We start from the raw sequence: 17,512 nt of genomic DNA on the forward strand, positions 1-17,512 counted from the left end.
CCCTAAATTGAAGGTTATATAATGAGTGAAATATCGACATTAACCATTAAAATCCCTCTGGAATTAAAAGAGAAAATCAAAGCAGCCGCCTTAGAAAAACAGTTTTCTCTCAGTACCGAAGTCTGCGAAAGATTAGAACAAAGTTTTGAGGTTGATGTTAAAAGCACCAAAGGCGGCCGTAAAGAGGCCAAATTGCATCACAGCGAGATTGATAACCAAGGTGTAGAAGAGATTTCAGAACAGCCGCTAAGCCAAAAAGAGTTGAAGAAACTACGCCAATTGCTGAAAGCGCCACAAAAGAAAAAGTAAGTTTCCATCACCTTATATTGCAAGATTTCGATATCCCGATGAGCTGACATCAGTCAGTGATTCGGGTAAACGAGCGCGGCCAACACACCTGCAACTTGAAAGATGACGACAGAGTTGGGATACCCAATAGATTTCGAGGTGCAGGAAGGCGGCAAGCAAGTGCATCCCGATGAGCTGACATCAGTCAGTGATTCGGGTAAACGAGCGCGGCCAACACACCTGCAACTTGAAAGATGACGGGTATCATTGACCATCTAGCCCACGGATAGGCTTAATCGAAGCCCAGGCACGGCATGACGGGCAGTGCCAGTAAAGTGAGTGAGCAGTAAAACCACACTTATGGCAGCGGTAACGAGGTTTAGTCCGGATCTGTTCGCCGACCATATCCCGCAGCAGCAGCAAGCTCTCTTTTGCTCGCCCCTCCTCTGCATCAGCCAAGTGATAATCCATCAAACGATAGAAAACACGCATGGTCGGATGGCGTTGTAATTGGCGGTTAATATAAGTTTGCGCCACATCGCGGCCTTCGTGCTGCTCCAGAATTTCTGCCAGCATCAATTCAGCCGTCGCACCGGTATTATCCTCTACGCAGCGCTTAAGAAAATTAGCCCAGGCCTGGGGTTGCTGTAGGTGTTGGTAGCAATCACTCAGCATCGGCAAGGCCTCGCTGACCACCTCTTTATCTTGTTCCAACACCCGTTCTAACGCTTCAACCCCTTTGGCATACTCGCCTCTGGCGATATGTACCCGGCCTTGCATGATGGAGACCCGTGCGCACTGTTTGTCAGCGGAGGCGGCTTTTTTCAGCAACCCCATCGCCTTATCCAAATCATCAATGCCCATCGCTTGCAGGGCCAGTTCGCAATAAAAATGGGCAATTTCCAAACGCTGATTATCTTTGCCCATTTTGACCAGTTTTTCCGCCACTTCAATGGCGTTGTTCCAATCACTGGTGGCCTGATGAATGACGAGTAACTGCTGCAATGCCCCTAGCCGAAAATCTTGCTCCTCAACCAATTGGTTGAACATATCTTCGGCACGATCGTAAAAACCCGCCGCCATGTAATCGCGACCGAGCTGCTGAATAGCCAGCAGCCGTTGTTCGAAAGTCAGGGAGGCGCTCTCCATCAGCGCCTGATGGATGCGGATAGCGCGGTCGACTTCGCCACGTGAACGAAAAAGATTGCCGAGTGTCAGATGTGCTTCAACCGTTGAACTGTCCTCTTTCAACATCTCAAGAAACAGATCAACCGCTTTGTCCTGTTGATTGGAGAGAAGAAAGTTAACCCCTGCCACATATTCACGTGACAAGCGGTTAGCATCCTGCTGCTTATCCTGCTGAGCGCTTCTGCGCCCCATATACCAGCCATAAGCGGCCGCGACGGGCAACAGCAGAAACAGCATTTCTAACATAGAAAATTATTCCTTGCTGACAGCAGCGGTGGGTGGAGTCGCACTGGATGCAATCGGCGGCTCTTGCTGCGATTCAAGACGTTTAATTTTCCGCTCTGCACGACCCAGTAAAATGCGGACTCGCAGATAAAAAAGCCCACAAATAACCCATCCCAGCACTAAACCCGCCGCAAAAAGCGTTGCCAATAGCGTAGATACCCGATATTCGCCCTGAGCCAATAAATAGTTAAAGGTCACAACCTGATCGTTATTCGCCCCTAACGTGACTGAAATCACGAAAATCACCAGCACTAACAAAAAAATCAGCAAATATTTCACGTTTTTTCCTAAAGGCCGAATCAACCTGATGAATTATGCCAAAAATGTGGCGTCGTTACTTGATAAATTAGCACTTCCTTACTCAGCAAAGAACCCTGCCCCAAGATAAAGCGCCGATTCAGCAGCTAATCGATACTATTTTAAACAACCGGATGGCGAATGGCCGCTAGCGGCTTACTCGTCCTTATGCTCTCGTTGTTCGATTTCATGCTGTTCTGGTGGTGCAATGGTGAGCGAACCGAACCAGCGTTGCACCAAACCACAAACCATGGCGACCAATAGTCCACTGATCAACGTCGCTGCCACCAAATCACGCGGCCAGTGCATCCCTAACACCAAACGGCTCATCATGACCGCTTGCGCCCATAGCATCAGTATGATGACCGTTTTGTAGTGCCGCCGTGGCCATAACAAACCAACGGCTAACAGTGCCCAACTGGCAGCAAAAACCGTATGACCCGATGGGAAAGCAAAACCGGTTTCAAACTGCCAGTGACGGCTTAACCATGGCGGAATAAGGGATTGATTTTCCAATTGTTGTTTGACCAGCGCACTGCGCTCAGCGCGGGGTAACGAATAGAAATAGCTATCTTCAATATGATGCTCAGCTTCTAGCCATACCACAAATGGTCGTGGCGCTTGCACCTGCTCTTTAATCAATGATTTCACCCCCTGGCCGACAATAATGACGCCGCCCAGTATCACCAACAAGCCGATGGCTGGCTTAATCCGAAAGCGCAAGCACCACAAAAACCAGCCACCGAGCAGTGCACTGGTCAGGATCCCCCATGGCGCAGTCACGGTTTCGGTGACCCAGAACAGCCCCTTTAGCCCGCTTTCATTACCCCCAGGCTGCCACTGCCAGCCGGAAAGCCAGATAATCAGGGTTGGCAGCAGCAAGATAACTGTTCCGACACTAATGCGTTTTGCTATATTCCACATCTGAGATCCTCTCTACCCTGTCCACATCCTATCACTGATGGTGATAGCACAATTAACAACTATGCTATAGCGAACGAGTATAAGTTCTGCTAGCCATTGATAATATAAACAAAATTTTATGATTATCGAAATAAGTTCCCACCTAACGCCTACTCTTGGCTTATCGCTGTTTTCTTGAACAGCAGTCCGGCGGAAGTTATGGCAATATAGCTAATAATAATCGCAGCGAAACTTTTTATTTAATCCTATCCCTAATGCGAATAGGTATAAGGTAGATCGCTAATCAGAGCGGATATCCACAGTAGGATAGCGACAACTTCCCTAAGGGTCTGAAGTTATAATATGAACAGTAAGATGCAGCTAAAACGTGTAGCAGAAGCCAAATTACCTACCCCTTGGGGTGATTTTTTAATGGTTGGTTTTGAAGAGTTGGCCACCGGCCATGACCATCTGGCCTTAATATTTGGTGATATCAGCGGCGATGAGCCGGTGCTCTCCCGGGTTCATTCTGAGTGCCTGACTGGTGATGCGCTGTTTAGCCTGCGTTGTGATTGTGGTTTTCAGCTAGAAGCGGCACTGGCACATATTGCCGAAGAGGGCCGTGGCGTACTGATCTATCATCGCCAAGAGGGGCGCAATATTGGTTTGCTCAATAAGATCCGCGCTTATGCCTTACAGGATTTAGGGGCGGATACCGTTGAAGCCAACCACCAACTCGGTTTTGCCACTGATGAACGTGATTTCACCCTGTGTTCAGATATGTATAAATTATTGGGCGTCAAGGCGATACGCCTGCTGACGAACAATCCGCAGAAAGTTGAAATTCTTTCTGCGGCGGGAATTAATATCGTCGAACGCGTGCCGTTGATTGTGGGTCGCAATCCGAAAAATGAGCAGTATATGGCCACCAAAGCCGCCAAAATGGGCCATTTATTGACCAAGTAACTGAGCGGCATCGGGAAGAGTAAGGGTGATTTCTCAATCACCCTTTTATACCGATTTAACTGGATAGTGACAGTGTCACCAAAACTACAACATTTTACGAATCACGTAATGCAAAATGCCGCCATTCTCGAAGTAAACCAATTCATTACCTGTATCGATACGGCAGTGAGTATTGACGATTTGCTGTCGCCCATCGCCATAGCTTATCGCCACCGGCACGATTTGCCCAGGGGAGAGACTCTGTAATCCACTGACACTAATGGATTCGTCACCCGTCAGCCCCAGAGTTTTACGGTTTACCCCCACGGGGAACTCAAGCGGCAAAATACCCATCCCGATTAAATTAGAGCGGTGAATACGTTCAAATGATTCGGCAATCACCACCCTCACCCCCAATAATCGCGGCCCTTTGGCTGCCCAGTCGCGACTGGAACCGGAGCCATACTCCTTGCCCGCAATCACCGCCAGTGGGACACTCTCCTGCTGGTAGCGCATCGCAGCATCATAGATAGCCATCTCATTTTGCGACGGAATATGTCGGGTCACCCCCCCTTCAACCCCCGGCACCATCTCATTGCGAATACGGATATTGGCGAATGTGCCGCGCATCATCACCTCATGGTTACCCCGACGCGAACCGTAGGAGTTGAACTCATTGATCTCAACTCCGCGATCGCGCAAATAGCGACCCGCCGGGCTGTCCAGCTTGATATTACCGGCAGGTGAAATATGGTCGGTGGTCACTGAATCGGCCAAAATCGCCAAAATGCGGGCATGATGGATATCCTGAACCGGCTCCGGTAAGGCTTTCATATCACTAAAGAAAGGTGGCAAGCGAATATAGGTGGAGTCATTTTGCCAGTGGTAAGTTGGCGTGCTATCGACTTGAATCGCCTGCCAATCCTGGTCGCCATCAAATACTGCGGCATACTCCTTGCGGAACATCTCAGTTTTGACCTCTTCAACGGCTTTGGCGATCTCAAGCCCGCTCGGCCAGATATCCTTCAGATAGACCGGATTCCCGTCGGGGTCGTCACCTAGCGGGTCTTGGGTCAGATTGACACTCATATTTCCCGCCAGCGCATAGGCGACCACCAGCGGTGGCGAGGCGAGCCAGTTGGTCTTCACCAAGGGGTGAATGCGCCCTTCAAAGTTACGGTTACCCGAGAGCACCGCACCGACGGTTAAATCCCCGACTTTGATGGCTTTTTCTATTGGTTCCGGCAATGGGCCAGAGTTACCTATACAGGTGGTGCAGCCATAGCCCACCAGATTGAAGCCCAAATTATCCAGATAAGGGGTTAGACCCGCAGAATTAAGGTACTCCGTCACCACTTTAGAACCGGGGGCCAGCGAGGTTTTCACCCAAGGCTTGGTTTTCAGCCCCCTCTCTGCCGCTTTCTTGGCTAATAATCCCGCCGCCATCAATACACTAGGGTTGGAGGTGTTGGTGCATGAGGTAATGGCCGCAATCACCACCGCCCCCTGCGCCAGGTTGTGGGTTTTGCCCGCAAGGGTGAAGGAGACCTGGTCAACTTTATCTTTTTGGCTATTGAACTCCAGCTCTTCAAAAGCCTTAAATGCCAAGGGGACTTTGGGCAGCGCCACGCGATCCTGCGGGCGCTTCGGCCCCGCCAGACTGGCTTCTACCGTGCTCAACTCGAGAGATAACTGGCTGGTAAACATCGGTTCATCACCGGGATGACGCCATAAGCCTTGCGCTTTGCTATAGGCCTCAACCAAGGCAATTTGTTCATCACTGCGCCCACTTAAGCGCATATAACCCAGCGTCACCTCATCAACCGGGAAGAAACCGCAGGTGGCACCAAACTCCGGCGACATATTGGCAATAGTGGCACGATCGGCGAGGGGGAGATCCGCCAGACCATCGCCGTAAAACTCAACAAACTTCCCCACCACCCCATGTTTTCTTAGCATCTGTGTGACTGTCAGCACCAGGTCGGTGGCGGTGATCCCTTCGCGCATTTTACCGGTCATCTTGAAGCCGACCACATCGGGGATCAGCATCGAGACCGGCTGGCCCAACATCGCCGCCTCCGCCTCAATCCCACCGACACCCCAGCCGAGTATCCCTAAGCCATTGATCATAGTGGTGTGGGAGTCAGTCCCCACCAGCGTATCGGGATAGGCGACCCGCTTATCGCCCTGCTGTTCGTGCCAAACCGTTTGCCCCAGATACTCCAGGTTAACCTGATGGCAAATACCGGTGCCCGGCGGCACGACGCGGAAGCGGCTAAAGGCTTTCTGCCCCCAGCGCAGGAAGATATAGCGCTCATGGTTACGTTCCATCTCTAAACGGACGTTTTCACCGAATGCGGCTTTATCACCAAACTCATCGACAGTCACCGAGTGGTCAATGACTAAATCCACCGGTGACAAGGGGTTAACCTGCGCCACATCGCCCCCCAACCGCGCGACCGCTTCACGCATCGCCGCCAGATCCACTACCGCCGGCACGCCGGTAAAGTCCTGCATCAATACGCGGGCGGGTCGGTAAGCAATCTCTCGATCAGCATGGCCGCTCTGTTGCCAGGCGACAATGGCTTTAAGATCCTCCTCCTTAACCTGCTCACCATCCAGATGGCGCAGCAGATTTTCCAACAGCACTTTCAGTGACTTAGGTAAGCGGTCAATATCCCCCAGCACTGCCGCCAATTGCGGCAGGCTGTAGTAGTGATATTCATTCTTCAGGGCAACCAACCTGGCCATACTCGTTTTCCGCAGATCCAACGACATAGTGCCTCCATTGTTTCTTATTAGTGTCTGAGTCCGCATTCATCTCAGGGTGTATTCCCTTGAAATTATGTGGTCTAGATTAAATATAACACAAAGAAACATTAACATTTTGGCAACAATGGCGATTCCTGCAATAGGTGACCTTAATATCGCTTTAATTAACCGCCCTATTGGCAATTAAGCCATCCAAATATCCATCCCACCTTCCAGATTCATAGATTTTATTCTCATCAATCTCTGCATGCTCTTTAAAACCATCGTCCTCAATATAAAAATCAGGATGATAGTATCCCCCTCCATTGGCGAGATAAGTATTATTTTTTATATTGTACTCTATTGATAGAGTATCTCTATTAATAGAGGGCATTACATTATTGGAAGTAAACTTATTGAGATTAAATAAGGCGACCAACAAATCTAAAAATTTGCGCATTGGCCCCCGCTTATCTAACTCTTGTTTTAGTATTTCAGAACACTGCACGTAAAAATCAAAAAAAATATTCGAATTTTTTTCATCTAATTGACAGTTTTTATCTAAAAGTAACTGACAATTCAATTTAAATAAGCTGCACCCCATATCTTTGTGGATAACAGAGTAATTCATCTTGATACCAGAGTTGCCATCAGCCTCAAATATTAGTGAGTCCTCATAGTCATGAGGTAACCCTGAGTAGATTACCCCTTTGGGATTAAGCACAATTTCTGCCATTGATTTTTCACGTAATGTTGAAATAATATGGTGTAGAGTACTACCCTCAATATTATCTGAAGGCTCTAGCCAACCCTCTCGGACTAATCTTTGATAAATTTCATTAATACTTTCATTTTTATTCGAGCACTCATCTTTAACTTGTACTTCAGTACTTACGGATTTAGAGTAATAGTCATTTAGGTCGCGCACTGTATTATCTAAATTTATATTTGATACTGGGTAGGATATTATTCTCACACTTCCTCCTTGCTAGGATTGTATAATGGTCTTCAATTCGCTCTTCTCATCAATAAAACTATCAGCATGTGTTTTGTTTTACTTTTGAATTATCACTTATTACTTCTTTTTTGGAATTAATATTAGAAACAAAAAGAAAACAAGCTATCGACGTGAGAGTGAAAAATAAAAAATGGAATGACCTATAGGACTAAGGTAATAAAAGTTTTTGAGAGGTATTTAACTTGACCCTGTTACTGGTTTTTAAATAGAGTTAAGTCAACATATAGTCTCTCTTAAGTTATTAAAATGCTATATGGAATACACCCTATATATAATACGAGATAATGATATGACTAATACCAAAAAAACTTCGGCCGCAGTAGCGTCACAAGCGGCAAAAACCCTAAAAGATCCTAATGCTTCCGCTATTGAAAAAAGCCTGGCGGGATCAGCACTTTCGCAAACTAGCACCAGTAACCAGACAGGTGCGCATATGGAAGATATTGCGTCACAAGTTTTGGCAAGCCCTGAATATAGCGAAAAGACCAAAACCCTGGCAGGCTCGGTACTCGCTCAAGCAAATAAGAAACGCTAAAAAAGGATAAAGCCCCTGTATGGGGGCTTTATTTAGCTAGATATCACTTGGTCGGCAGCTTAATGTCCTTGAACATCGCCTCGATATCTTCATTGGAGCGCAGAGCAACTGCTTTATCCACCACATCACGGGTGAGGTGTGGTGCAAAGCGCAGAATAAAATCGTACATATAACTGCGCAAGAAAGTGCTGCGACGAAAACCTATCTTGGTGGTGCTGTAGGTAAAGATATCACGGGCATCGACCGTGACCAGATCAGGGTCCTGAATCGGATCAACCGCCATACTGGCAATCACCCCCACTCCCAGCCCTAAGCGCACGTAAGTTTTAATCACATCGGCATCGGTCGCCGTAAAGACGATGCGCGGTGTCAGACCGGCGCGGTTGAACGCGGTGTCCAGCTCCGAACGACCCGTAAAACCAAAGGTGTAAGTGACGATAGGATAGGCGGCCAGCTCTTCAATGCTAACATGAGTTTTACCTGCCAGTGGATGATCAGGCTTCACCACTACCGCGCGATTCCAGTGATAGCACGGCAACATAATCAGATCGTCATATAGATGTAGCGCTTCGGTAGCAATAGCAAAATCTGCGCTGCCCTTAGAAACGGCTTCCGCGATTTGGGTCGGCGACCCCTGATGCATATGTAGCGACACACGCGGATAGCGCTCGATAAAGCCTTTAATCACATTAGGCAATGCATAGCGCGCCTGAGTATGGGTGGTCGCGACATACAAAGAGCCTTTATCCGGATAGGTGTGTTCACCGGCAACCGCTTTAATAGCATCCACTTTTGACAATACTTCGCGGGCGATGCGAATAATTTCCAGCCCTGCGGGGGTCACCTGCGTCAAATGTTTACCACTACGGGCAAAAATCTGGATTCCCAGCTCATCCTCCAGCATTCTAACCTGTTTACTGATCCCCGGTTGCGAGGTGTACAGACCTTCGGCGGTGGACGATACATTAAGGTTATGATTAACCACCTCAACAATATAACGGAGCTGCTGCAATTTCATAGCTATACCATCCTAGGTTAAACACTGTGAGAAGCCCACAGTTTGGTATATCGGAATCACCCGGTATGCCGCGAAGTTATTAACTGAAACCCATAACTGCTTAATGCCAAGCTGGTCAGTAGTGACCTTATAATAACTATAGGTGATAAGAAAATATTTTATATAACCAAATTACTATATCATTTCATCCATGCTTGTATACACCCTGAGTTATCAAGGGATGACATCAGCATAAAAATAGTTTTTTTGGATCATGCAGATGGCAGCCAAAGATGGGCGCGCCGACGGATTGACTAAGACTATAAAGCACTTGGGTAGATTAGCCCAATAAAAAACCAGCCATAAAGGCTGGTTTTCAGTTGCGGCAGAGAGTATTTCATATGGAAGCATTTTTCTGCATAAAAGCCTTTTAGAGACTTAGGCGCTTATTTTTTTGCTTCCACCCATTTGCCATCAATATAGAAAGCAGACCAACCTGTGGCTTTGCCCTCTTTCTCGGATGAAACATACTGCTGCTTAGTCTTACGACTAAAACGCACCATGGTTTTGTTACCCTCTTTATCCGTGACTGGCGCATCAGCTAAATAGCGTAATTTTTCAGGTAGGCGATCTTTAAAGCGCACCAGCTCCTCTACCAATGGCGCACGGGTTTCGCGCGATTTAGGGAAAGTATTGGCCGCCAGGAACACGCCAGCCGCACCATCTCGCAACACAAAATAGGCATCTGACTTCTCACAAGGCAGCTCTGGCAGTGGAACCGGATCTTCCTTCGGTGGTGCAACTTCACCACTGCGCAAGATTTTACGGGTATTTTTACACTCGTCATTGGTGCAACCCATGTACTTACCAAAACGCCCCATTTTCAGGTGCATTTCAGAACCACACTTCTCGCACTCAACAATCGGGCCTTCATACCCTTTAATGCGGAATTCGCCCTGCTCAATCTCATAACCATCACACGCTGGGTTATTACCACAGACGTGCAATTTACGCTGATTATCGATTAGATAGCTATCCATTGCCGTGCCGCATTTCTGGCAGCGACGACGGGCGCGCAATGCGTTAGTCTCCGCATCATCGCCCTCCAGAATATTCAGAATCTCCGCTTCTGGCACCAGATTAATGGTGGTTTTGCAGCGCTCTTTCGGCGGCAATGCATAGCCCGAACAGCCAAGGAACACCCCGGTGCTGGCGGTACGTATCCCCATCTGGCGACCACAAGTTGGGCAGTCGATGCTGGTCATGACCATCTGGTTCGGGCGCATACCGCCCTCTTCCGGATCTTTCTCAGCTTTTTCAAGCTGTTGGCTAAATTCTGCGAAGAAGCCATCCAGCACTGCTTTCCACTCGGCCTGATTGTTGGCCACCTGATCGAGACCACTCTCCATGCGCGCGGTGAAATCGTAATTCATCAACTCACGGAAATTCTCTTCCAGCCGATCAGTGACGATTTCGCCCATTTTCTCAGCATAGAAGCGGCGGTTCTCTACCCGCACATAGCCACGATCCTGAATAGTCGAAATAATCGATGCATAGGTGGATGGACGGCCAATCCCGCGTTTTTCCAGCTCTTTAACCAGAGAGGCTTCGCTGTAACGCGCCGGTGGCTTGGTGAAGTGCTGGCTTGGGATCAGTTTCTGTAGATCCAGCTCACTGCCGACTTCAATCACTGGCAAGGTTCTATCTTCATCGCCTTTACGCAGTGCGGGCATCACCTTAGTCCAACCATCAAACCGCAAAGTGCGGCCTTTGGCGCGCAGTTGGAAATCACCCGCCTGCACGGTTAGCGTGGTGGAGTCATACTTGGCCGGTGTCATCTGACAGGCCACAAACTGACGCCAAATCAGCTGATACAGCTTCTGGGCATCGGCTTCCATATCTTTTAACTGCTCAGCCAGCACATTCACATCCGATGGACGAATGGCTTCATGGGCTTCTTGCGAGTTCTCTTTGCTGCTGTATTGATTCGGCGCAGGTGGCAGATACTTATCGCCGAAATTATCGCCGATATAGTCGCGCACCATGGTCAATGCATCCTGACTCAAGTTGGTGGAGTCAGTACGCATATAGGTGATATGACCCGCTTCATACAGACGTTGCGCCATCATCATGGTTTTCTTCACCCCAAAGCTCAGGCGGGTACTGGCGGCCTGCTGCAAGGTGGAGGTGATGAAGGGGGCGCCTGGCTTGCTGCTGGTCGGTTTATCTTCACGATCCAGCACCTTATAGCGGGCATTTTCCAGCAAATTCAGGGCAGCATGTGTCTGCTCACGATTGACCGGCTTAAACGGCTTATTGTGAGCATGGGTGACTTCCATCTGAATCGGAACTTCACCTTTTGCCAGCAAGTCAGCATGCAGTTCCCAGTACTCTTCAGGAACGAATGCTTTGATATCACGCTCGCGCTCCACCACCAACCGCACGGCGACAGACTGCACGCGCCCTGCGGACAAGCCACGGGCAATCTTTTTCCACAGCAGTGGCGAAACCATATACCCCACCACCCGATCCATAAAACGGCGGGCTTGTTGGGCATTAACTCGATCGATATTCAATTCACCGGGTTGATTAAACGCCTGCTGAATCGCGTTTTTGGTGATTTCGTTAAATACCACACGGCTAAAACGCTTATCGTCACCGCCAATCACCTCCCGCAAATGCCAGGCAATAGCCTCTCCTTCGCGGTCAAGGTCGGTTGCGAGATAGATGTGGTCAGCGTTTTCAGCTAATGCTTTCAGCTCGGCAACCACTTTCTCTTTGCCGGGCAAAATTTCATACTGCGCTTTCCAGCCATGGTAAGGGTCGACACCCATGCGATTGACCAAGGCAACTTTTTCGTCTTTCTTTACTTTGGTTTTGGGTTTGTCAGCGGCTTTCTTGGCTTTATCTTCGGTTGAGTTCGCGCTCTTCTTACTGGCTGAGCCACTGGTCGGCAAATCACGAATGTGACCGACACTGGACTTAACCACGTAGTTATTCCCTAAATATTTATTAATAGTTTTGGCTTTTGCCGGGGACTCAACTATTACTAGAGCTTTACCCATAATTACCTTTACCTAAATTATTTCTTCTAAAAGAAGGTTTTTATCTTGCCGTACCGCGGCATTCTGTATCTCTTTTTTATATTGCGGTACTTTTTCAGGAGATCAACCTGTTTTTTTGATCGGGCAACAAAATAGCGTTCCGAATCTTAGCGGGTGAGCTCTCAAAAATTTTGCCTGCGCCCAGTGCTATCGCAGTGAATTCTGCCTTGTGGCGTCAACAAAACCTTCCACCTAATAGTATAAAATCCCACACTGTACCTGATAAAAAGCACTACGCAACCTAATTAGCCAGTAATCTCTATTTATCCAATAGTCGCAGCAAAACGGCGTAAGGCTCGAATAAACCTTAGCCTGTTTGCGAACAAATGCTAACCCGCAGTACAATAGTGAGAATAATTGCCTTGTAATGAGGAGAGATAATCGTCGTGAGGAGATATAATGTTCGGAAACACCGTACCAATTGAGCGTAATAAATTATTGGCAGAAGCCAATGAGATTATTCGTCAGCATGAAGATTATATGCAGGGTATGCAGGCAACTGAGGTTGAGCAAAAAGGCCCGGTATTGGTCTTTCGCGGGGAGTTTTTCCTCGATGCAGATGGCCTGCCGACGGCGAAGACAACCGCGGTATTTAATATGTTCAAACATCTGGCACACGTCTTGTCAGCCAAATATCATTTGGTTGATTGAGAGGCGACTAACACAGTGCCGGTTGGGGAGAGAACAGATCGCGCCACCGGGTTTGTCACTCCGAAACTGGCAGGGCGACTGCACCGACGGCTCACGCCGTTACGACCCATTCGGCACATTTCCCCGCTTATCAACTTTGTCAGCACGCTGAGGGGGCTTAGCCCCCTGTTTTATTGGCTATCAATGACGTTACGCCCGTTTATAGCAGGGGTTTCTCACCACGTTGCCACCAACGAAGCAGGAGACGATCAGCACTTTCTGCTGCGCTGCCGGTAAAGCGATCCATCAGACGTTTACGACGAGCATAACGTACACCAATAACCTCATGGTTATCCATTTCAGCAATCAGTAAATCATCACTGGTGCCAATGGCATCAACCAACCCCTTCTCTTTAGCTTGAGTACCAAACCAATGTTCACCGGTCGCGACCGCATCGATATCTAACGATGGACGTTGTTGCTGGACGAACTGCTTGAATAGCAGGTGGGTTTCATTCAGATCTTCGCGGAACTTCTCGCGCCCTTGCTCGGTATTTTCGCCAAACAGCGTTAGGGTGCGCTTAAACTCACCGGCGGTATGCAGCTCGACATCAATATCATTCTTTTTGAGCAAGCGGTGGAAGTTCGGAATTTGTGCCACCACGCCAATCGAGCCGATAATGGCGAAAGGCGCACTGATGATACGATCAGCCACACAGGCCATCATATAACCCCCACTGGCCGCCACTTTATCTACCGCCACCGTCAGGCGAATACCTTTGTGACGCAGACGTTCGAGCTGTGATGCCGCCAGACCATAGCCATGTACCACACCACCAGGGCTTTCCAGCCGCAGCAACACTTCATCTTGAGCGGTAGCCACCGCCAGTACTGCCGAGATCTCTTCACGTAACGAAGTGACTTCATGCGCATCAATGCTGCCTTTGAAATCAATCACATACAGACATGGCTTTATTGCAGCCACGGCACCCGCTTTTGCGCGCTGCTTTTTCAACTTTTGATCTGCTTTTTGTTGCTTTTTAAACTCTTTACTCCAGGTTTTTTGCTCCCCATGGCTCATGCGCGCCAGTCGCATTTCGCGCTGCATTTCCTTATATTGCTCACCCAGATCAACCAGGTTCAGCTCTCCCCGTCGCCCTTGTTTCCTCACTCCTTGGCTGACAACCAGTAAAACTACCGCACCAATCGCAACCACTATGGTGACCACTTTTGCCAGAAACAGTCCGTACAGAGAAATCAACTCCACAAATACCGCCTTTATTCATCTGCTATTAGAGAGATACTTGCATTCTAGCGAACCACTGCGCCGCCGTCTTGCGCAAATGAAAAATTGCATTGGTTTCGCTTAAATATAAGAATGTAAGAGATATCGCGGCATGCTTGGGTAGAATGCCCGCCGCCAGTGAGAGGAATAATTATGCATTATCAGCCTAAAGATAACCTGCTCGATAACCACTCTATTTTAGTGACGGGCGCAGGTGATGGCATTGGTCGTGAAGCCGCGTTGACCTATGCGCGTTTTGGCGCCCGCGTGATTTTAGTTGGCCGCACCGAAAGTAAATTAATTGCCGTGCAACAGCAGATTGCTGCTGCCAATGGCTTAGCGGCATTGGTAATAACCTTGGATCTACTGCGCGCAACCGCGCAAGATTGCCAACAGTTAGCGAATACCTTAAGTCAACAGATTCCCCATTTGGATGGTGTCTTACACAATGCGGGCTTGTTGGGTGATATCGCGCCGATGTCTGAGCAGAACATCGCCGTCTGGCAAGATGTGATGCAAGTGAATGTTAATGCGACTTTTATGCTTACTCAGGCACTACTCCCTTTATTGCTGAAAGCCCCCAGTGCCTCGCTGGTTTTCACCAGTTCCAGCGTCGGTCGCCAGGGACGCGCTGGCTGGGGAGCCTATGCCGTATCCAAATTTGCTACAGAAGGCATGATGCAGGTGCTGGCACAAGAGTATAAACAGAGCCATCTACGGGTTAATTGTATCAATCCAGGGGGCACCAAAACTCAAATGCGGGCCACCGCCTTCCCTGATGAAGATACCAACAAATTAAAAACACCGGCTGATATTATGCCACTGTATCTCTACCTAATGGGCGATGATAGCCGGAGAAAAACCGGTATCAGCTTTGATGCACAACCTGGCCGCAAACCCGGCCCCGCCGAGTAAAAGGAACCTTTAATGTCTGAAGAACGCCACCAGCAGCGCCAACAAAAAATAAAAGAAAAGGTTGAATCACGGGTTGCCGCCGCCCAGGAGACTCGCGGCATCATGATTGTTTTTACCGGTAACGGCAAAGGCAAAACTACCGCCGCTTTTGGTACTGTCACCCGGGCGGTGGGTCATGGATTAACCGCGGGCGTCATTCAGTTCATCAAGGGCGAATGGCCGAACGGCGAGAAAAATTTGTTGCAGCAACATGGGGTTGAGTTTCAGGTCATGGCCACCGGCTTTACCTGGAATACCCAGAACAGAGAAACAGATACCGCCGCCTGTCTGGGGGTTTGGCAGCACGCTTTGCGTATGTTGGCTGATCCGGCATTAGATTTAGTGGTGCTGGATGAGCTGACTTATATGGTCGCTTATGACTACCTGCCACTGGATGAGGTGGTTAATGCCCTTCAACAGCGCCCTGCTCATCAAACAGTGATTATTACTGGCCGTGGTTGCCATCGTGACTTACTGGAGATGGCTGATACCGTCAGTGAGTTACGGCCGGTAAAACACGCTTTTGATGCCGGAATTAAGGCACAGCAAGGTATTGATTGGTAATTTAGCGCAACTTTGCCCCCCTATATATCCGCAAATATCCGCCAATAAAAAGCCGCAGTTCACATTCTGCGGCTTCTATTTGCCTTTTAGCTGGCTACCGCCAACTCATATTGGCTAATACTCTAATGTGACTGACTGAACTCACTTCTCCAGTGGAATCATTGGGATATGCGAGGGTGTCAAGATGCCCATAGCTGGCGTAAGGGTTGCCGGTGTCATTTGGCTCGCGGGTTGCGACTGATGCTGCGTCCCGCCAAAATAGCAGAGCGTTTTCCAAGGTTCCGAAAGCGGACTACAGGTCTTTTCGCAATTATCACTATAATGCGAGTGAGGGCCGCTACAAGCATAAGTTAGAGTAGAAAACCCAGTCCCGACAACAAATAAGATAGCCGTGCTGGTCATTAACAGAGATTTTTTCATGTTGATGCTCCTTAGATTCTAAACCCAATGGGGTATCCCCCAAGCACTATGTAGCCACTCAAAATATCTCAAAGCCAGCGGGAATTGATGGCGGTTGATAGACTGTATATGCTGCAAAACCATTTATTATAGCAAGTTTATTTTTCTTAAAGAATTCACGGCAGTTTTTTATGCTACTGGCAGAGCGAGGATAATCTGAGAGGGAGAGTGAAAATTGCTGTGAGTGGTAAATTGCTGTGAATAATGGGAAGAGACGCCTCTCTTCCCATCGATGAATTATCCGCGCTTATTCGATCCGCGACGCCCGGCAGTAGCGGCCGGTGCGGCATTACCCACATTTTGGCGGGTAGAACCTTTACGGGCGGAGCCTTGGCGGCCAGCAACCTGACGACCAGCAACTTCCGTATGGCGTTTAACCGCGCGACGAATTTGGTTAGCTTTCACTCGGCGACGATCTTTTTCCACCGGCAGTTTGCTGACGGTTTCAGAATCCAGCTCAACCAATTCACGCAGGTAGTTGGTTGCTTTCAGATCCAACTCAGTCCAACCACCACGTGGCAGACCTTTCGGCAGATTAATATCACCGTAACGCACACGAATCAGACGGCTAACCTGCACGCCAACCGCTTCCCACAAGCGGCGAACTTCACGGTTGCGCCCTTCGGTCAAGGTGACGTTGTACCACTGGTTAAGCCCTTCTCCACCCTGGAAGCTAATGGTGCGGAATGCCGCAGGACCATCTTCCAATTGCACGCCACGACTCAGTTGCTTGATCTTTTCATCATCAATTTGACCAAACACCCGCACCGCATATTCGCGCTCAACTTCACGGCTTGGATGCATCAGGCGATTGGCAAGTTCACCATCAGTGGTGAACAGCAATAGACCTGAGGTATTGACGTCCAAACGGCCTACCGCAACCCAACGCGAACCACGCAGTTTAGGCAGACGATCAAATACCGTCGGGCGACCTTCAGGGTCATTGCGGGTACAAAGTTCGCCTTCCGGCTTGTAATATGCCAGAACACGGCACACGGCCTCTTCAGATTCTGTAATAGAAAGAAGGTGGCCATCAAGGCGGATTTTAGTGGCTTGGGTCACTTCAACACGATCACCCAGCGTGGATATTTTACCATCTACGCTGACACGACCCTGCTGAATAATAGCTTCGATCTCCCGACGAGAACCATGACCGGCTCGAGCCAAGACTTTCTGTAATTTTTCACCCACAATTTTAGCGCCCTGCGGTTTAGGGCTTTGTGGCTTTGAGTTTGGTAATTTCTGGTCTTCTGACTTCTCGCTCATTGAGCAACCTCTAATGTCGCCTTCACAGGCGTCGTGTTATATA

Annotated in this window: 15 protein-coding genes; 6 read left to right on the plus strand and 9 right to left on the minus strand. The window is 48.8% G+C overall.

Annotated features, from left to right (window positions below; all coding sequences use genetic code 11):
- Positions 1-21: 21 nt before the first annotated feature.
- Complete coding sequence (locus FFE93_RS10585; RefSeq protein ID WP_005279081.1) at positions 22-309, plus strand: hypothetical protein; 288 nt, start codon at positions 22-24, stop codon at positions 307-309.
- A 243-nt stretch (positions 310-552) separates the two neighbouring features.
- On the opposite strand, the gene lapB is transcribed toward FFE93_RS10585, so the two are convergent.
- From lapB to pgpB, 3 genes are all read right to left on the minus strand, one after another.
- The gene (gene lapB, locus FFE93_RS10590; protein WP_005279082.1) at positions 553-1,722 is read right to left on the minus strand and encodes a lipopolysaccharide assembly protein LapB; all 1,170 of its coding nucleotides are present in this window, start codon (positions 1,720-1,722) and stop codon (positions 553-555) included.
- Positions 1,723-1,728: 6 nt separating this feature from the next.
- Positions 1,729-2,040, minus strand: a complete 312-nt coding sequence (locus FFE93_RS10595) for a LapA family protein (RefSeq protein WP_005279083.1) — start codon at positions 2,038-2,040, stop codon at positions 1,729-1,731.
- 174 nt (positions 2,041-2,214) lie between these two features.
- Positions 2,215-2,982 (minus strand): phosphatidylglycerophosphatase B, encoded by a 768-nt coding sequence (pgpB, locus tag FFE93_RS10600; protein WP_049600438.1) that lies wholly within the window; start codon positions 2,980-2,982, stop codon positions 2,215-2,217.
- Positions 2,983-3,336: 354 nt separating this feature from the next.
- Here pgpB and ribA point away from each other — a divergent pair, with 354 nt between their 5' ends.
- Entirely contained in the window at positions 3,337-3,927 is a 591-nt protein-coding gene (gene ribA / locus FFE93_RS10605) for a GTP cyclohydrolase II (RefSeq protein ID WP_005279085.1), read from the plus strand.
- Between the two features lie 84 nt (positions 3,928-4,011).
- Here the strand turns inward: ribA and acnA are convergent, their stop codons facing one another.
- Together acnA and FFE93_RS10615 are read right to left on the minus strand one after the other, a co-directional pair.
- The gene (gene acnA / locus FFE93_RS10610) at positions 4,012-6,684 is read right to left on the minus strand and encodes an aconitate hydratase AcnA (protein WP_138775116.1); all 2,673 of its coding nucleotides are present in this window, start codon (positions 6,682-6,684) and stop codon (positions 4,012-4,014) included.
- Between the two features lie 154 nt (positions 6,685-6,838).
- Positions 6,839-7,633 (minus strand): hypothetical protein, encoded by a 795-nt coding sequence (locus tag FFE93_RS10615; protein WP_032898702.1) that lies wholly within the window; start codon positions 7,631-7,633, stop codon positions 6,839-6,841.
- Positions 7,634-7,964: 331 nt separating this feature from the next.
- Here FFE93_RS10615 and FFE93_RS10620 point away from each other — a divergent pair, with 331 nt between their 5' ends.
- Complete coding sequence (locus FFE93_RS10620) at positions 7,965-8,210, plus strand: hypothetical protein (protein WP_049600444.1); 246 nt, start codon at positions 7,965-7,967, stop codon at positions 8,208-8,210.
- A gap of 43 nt (positions 8,211-8,253) precedes the next feature.
- On the opposite strand, the gene cysB is transcribed toward FFE93_RS10620, so the two are convergent.
- Together cysB and topA are read right to left on the minus strand one after the other, a co-directional pair.
- Positions 8,254-9,228, minus strand: coding sequence for an HTH-type transcriptional regulator CysB (gene cysB, locus FFE93_RS10625; RefSeq protein ID WP_005278296.1), 975 nt, complete (start codon positions 9,226-9,228; stop codon positions 8,254-8,256).
- A 425-nt stretch (positions 9,229-9,653) separates the two neighbouring features.
- Positions 9,654-12,272 (minus strand): type I DNA topoisomerase, encoded by a 2,619-nt coding sequence (topA, locus tag FFE93_RS10630; RefSeq protein WP_005278299.1) that lies wholly within the window; start codon positions 12,270-12,272, stop codon positions 9,654-9,656.
- 438 nt (positions 12,273-12,710) lie between these two features.
- Between topA and FFE93_RS10640 the strand changes: the two genes are divergently transcribed.
- Positions 12,711-12,962, plus strand: a complete 252-nt coding sequence (locus FFE93_RS10640; RefSeq protein ID WP_005278302.1) for a YciN family protein — start codon at positions 12,711-12,713, stop codon at positions 12,960-12,962.
- A gap of 199 nt (positions 12,963-13,161) precedes the next feature.
- Here FFE93_RS10640 and sohB read toward each other — a convergent pair whose 3' ends face one another.
- Positions 13,162-14,208, minus strand: coding sequence for a protease SohB (gene sohB, locus FFE93_RS10645; protein ID WP_049600447.1), 1,047 nt, complete (start codon positions 14,206-14,208; stop codon positions 13,162-13,164).
- Positions 14,209-14,379: 171 nt separating this feature from the next.
- On the opposite strand from sohB, the gene FFE93_RS10650 reads away from it, so the two are divergent.
- Together FFE93_RS10650 and cobO are read left to right on the plus strand one after the other, a co-directional pair.
- Positions 14,380-15,141 carry a YciK family oxidoreductase gene (locus FFE93_RS10650; protein WP_057647573.1) on the plus strand — a complete coding sequence of 254 codons (762 nt, stop codon included), beginning with the start codon at positions 14,380-14,382 and terminating at the stop codon, positions 15,139-15,141.
- 12 nt (positions 15,142-15,153) lie between these two features.
- Positions 15,154-15,744 (plus strand): cob(I)yrinic acid a,c-diamide adenosyltransferase, encoded by a 591-nt coding sequence (gene cobO, locus FFE93_RS10655; RefSeq protein WP_005278311.1) that lies wholly within the window; start codon positions 15,154-15,156, stop codon positions 15,742-15,744.
- 696 nt (positions 15,745-16,440) lie between these two features.
- Here cobO and rluB read toward each other — a convergent pair.
- Positions 16,441-17,469, minus strand: a complete 1,029-nt coding sequence (gene rluB, locus FFE93_RS10665; RefSeq protein WP_005279211.1) for a 23S rRNA pseudouridine(2605) synthase RluB — start codon at positions 17,467-17,469, stop codon at positions 16,441-16,443.
- Positions 17,470-17,512: the final 43 nt, after the last annotated feature.

It is taken from the genome of Yersinia sp. KBS0713 (genome assembly GCF_005937895.2).
GTDB classification, from domain to species: Bacteria; Pseudomonadota; Gammaproteobacteria; order Enterobacterales; family Enterobacteriaceae; genus Yersinia; species Yersinia bercovieri.

What these genes read in the sequence shown, in the direction of transcription:
- pgpB (WP_049600438.1), bottom strand. Translation starts at nt 2,982, where the DNA reads ATGTGGAATATAGCAAAACGCATTAGTGTCGGAACAGTTATCTTGCTG.
- cobO (WP_005278311.1), top strand. Translation starts at nt 15,154, where the DNA reads ATGTCTGAAGAACGCCACCAGCAGCGCCAACAAAAAATAAAAGAAAAG.
- acnA (WP_138775116.1), bottom strand. Translation starts at nt 6,684, where the DNA reads ATGTCGTTGGATCTGCGGAAAACGAGTATGGCCAGGTTGGTTGCCCTG.
- cysB (WP_005278296.1), bottom strand. Translation starts at nt 9,228, where the DNA reads ATGAAATTGCAGCAGCTCCGTTATATTGTTGAGGTGGTTAATCATAAC.
- FFE93_RS10585 (WP_005279081.1), top strand. Translation starts at nt 22, where the DNA reads ATGAGTGAAATATCGACATTAACCATTAAAATCCCTCTGGAATTAAAA.
- FFE93_RS10640 (WP_005278302.1), top strand. Translation starts at nt 12,711, where the DNA reads ATGTTCGGAAACACCGTACCAATTGAGCGTAATAAATTATTGGCAGAA.
- topA (WP_005278299.1), bottom strand. Translation starts at nt 12,272, where the DNA reads ATGGGTAAAGCTCTAGTAATAGTTGAGTCCCCGGCAAAAGCCAAAACT.
- FFE93_RS10650 (WP_057647573.1), top strand. Translation starts at nt 14,380, where the DNA reads ATGCATTATCAGCCTAAAGATAACCTGCTCGATAACCACTCTATTTTA.
- FFE93_RS10620 (WP_049600444.1), top strand. Translation starts at nt 7,965, where the DNA reads ATGACTAATACCAAAAAAACTTCGGCCGCAGTAGCGTCACAAGCGGCA.
- rluB (WP_005279211.1), bottom strand. Translation starts at nt 17,469, where the DNA reads ATGAGCGAGAAGTCAGAAGACCAGAAATTACCAAACTCAAAGCCACAA.
- lapB (WP_005279082.1), bottom strand. Translation starts at nt 1,722, where the DNA reads ATGTTAGAAATGCTGTTTCTGCTGTTGCCCGTCGCGGCCGCTTATGGC.
- ribA (WP_005279085.1), top strand. Translation starts at nt 3,337, where the DNA reads ATGCAGCTAAAACGTGTAGCAGAAGCCAAATTACCTACCCCTTGGGGT.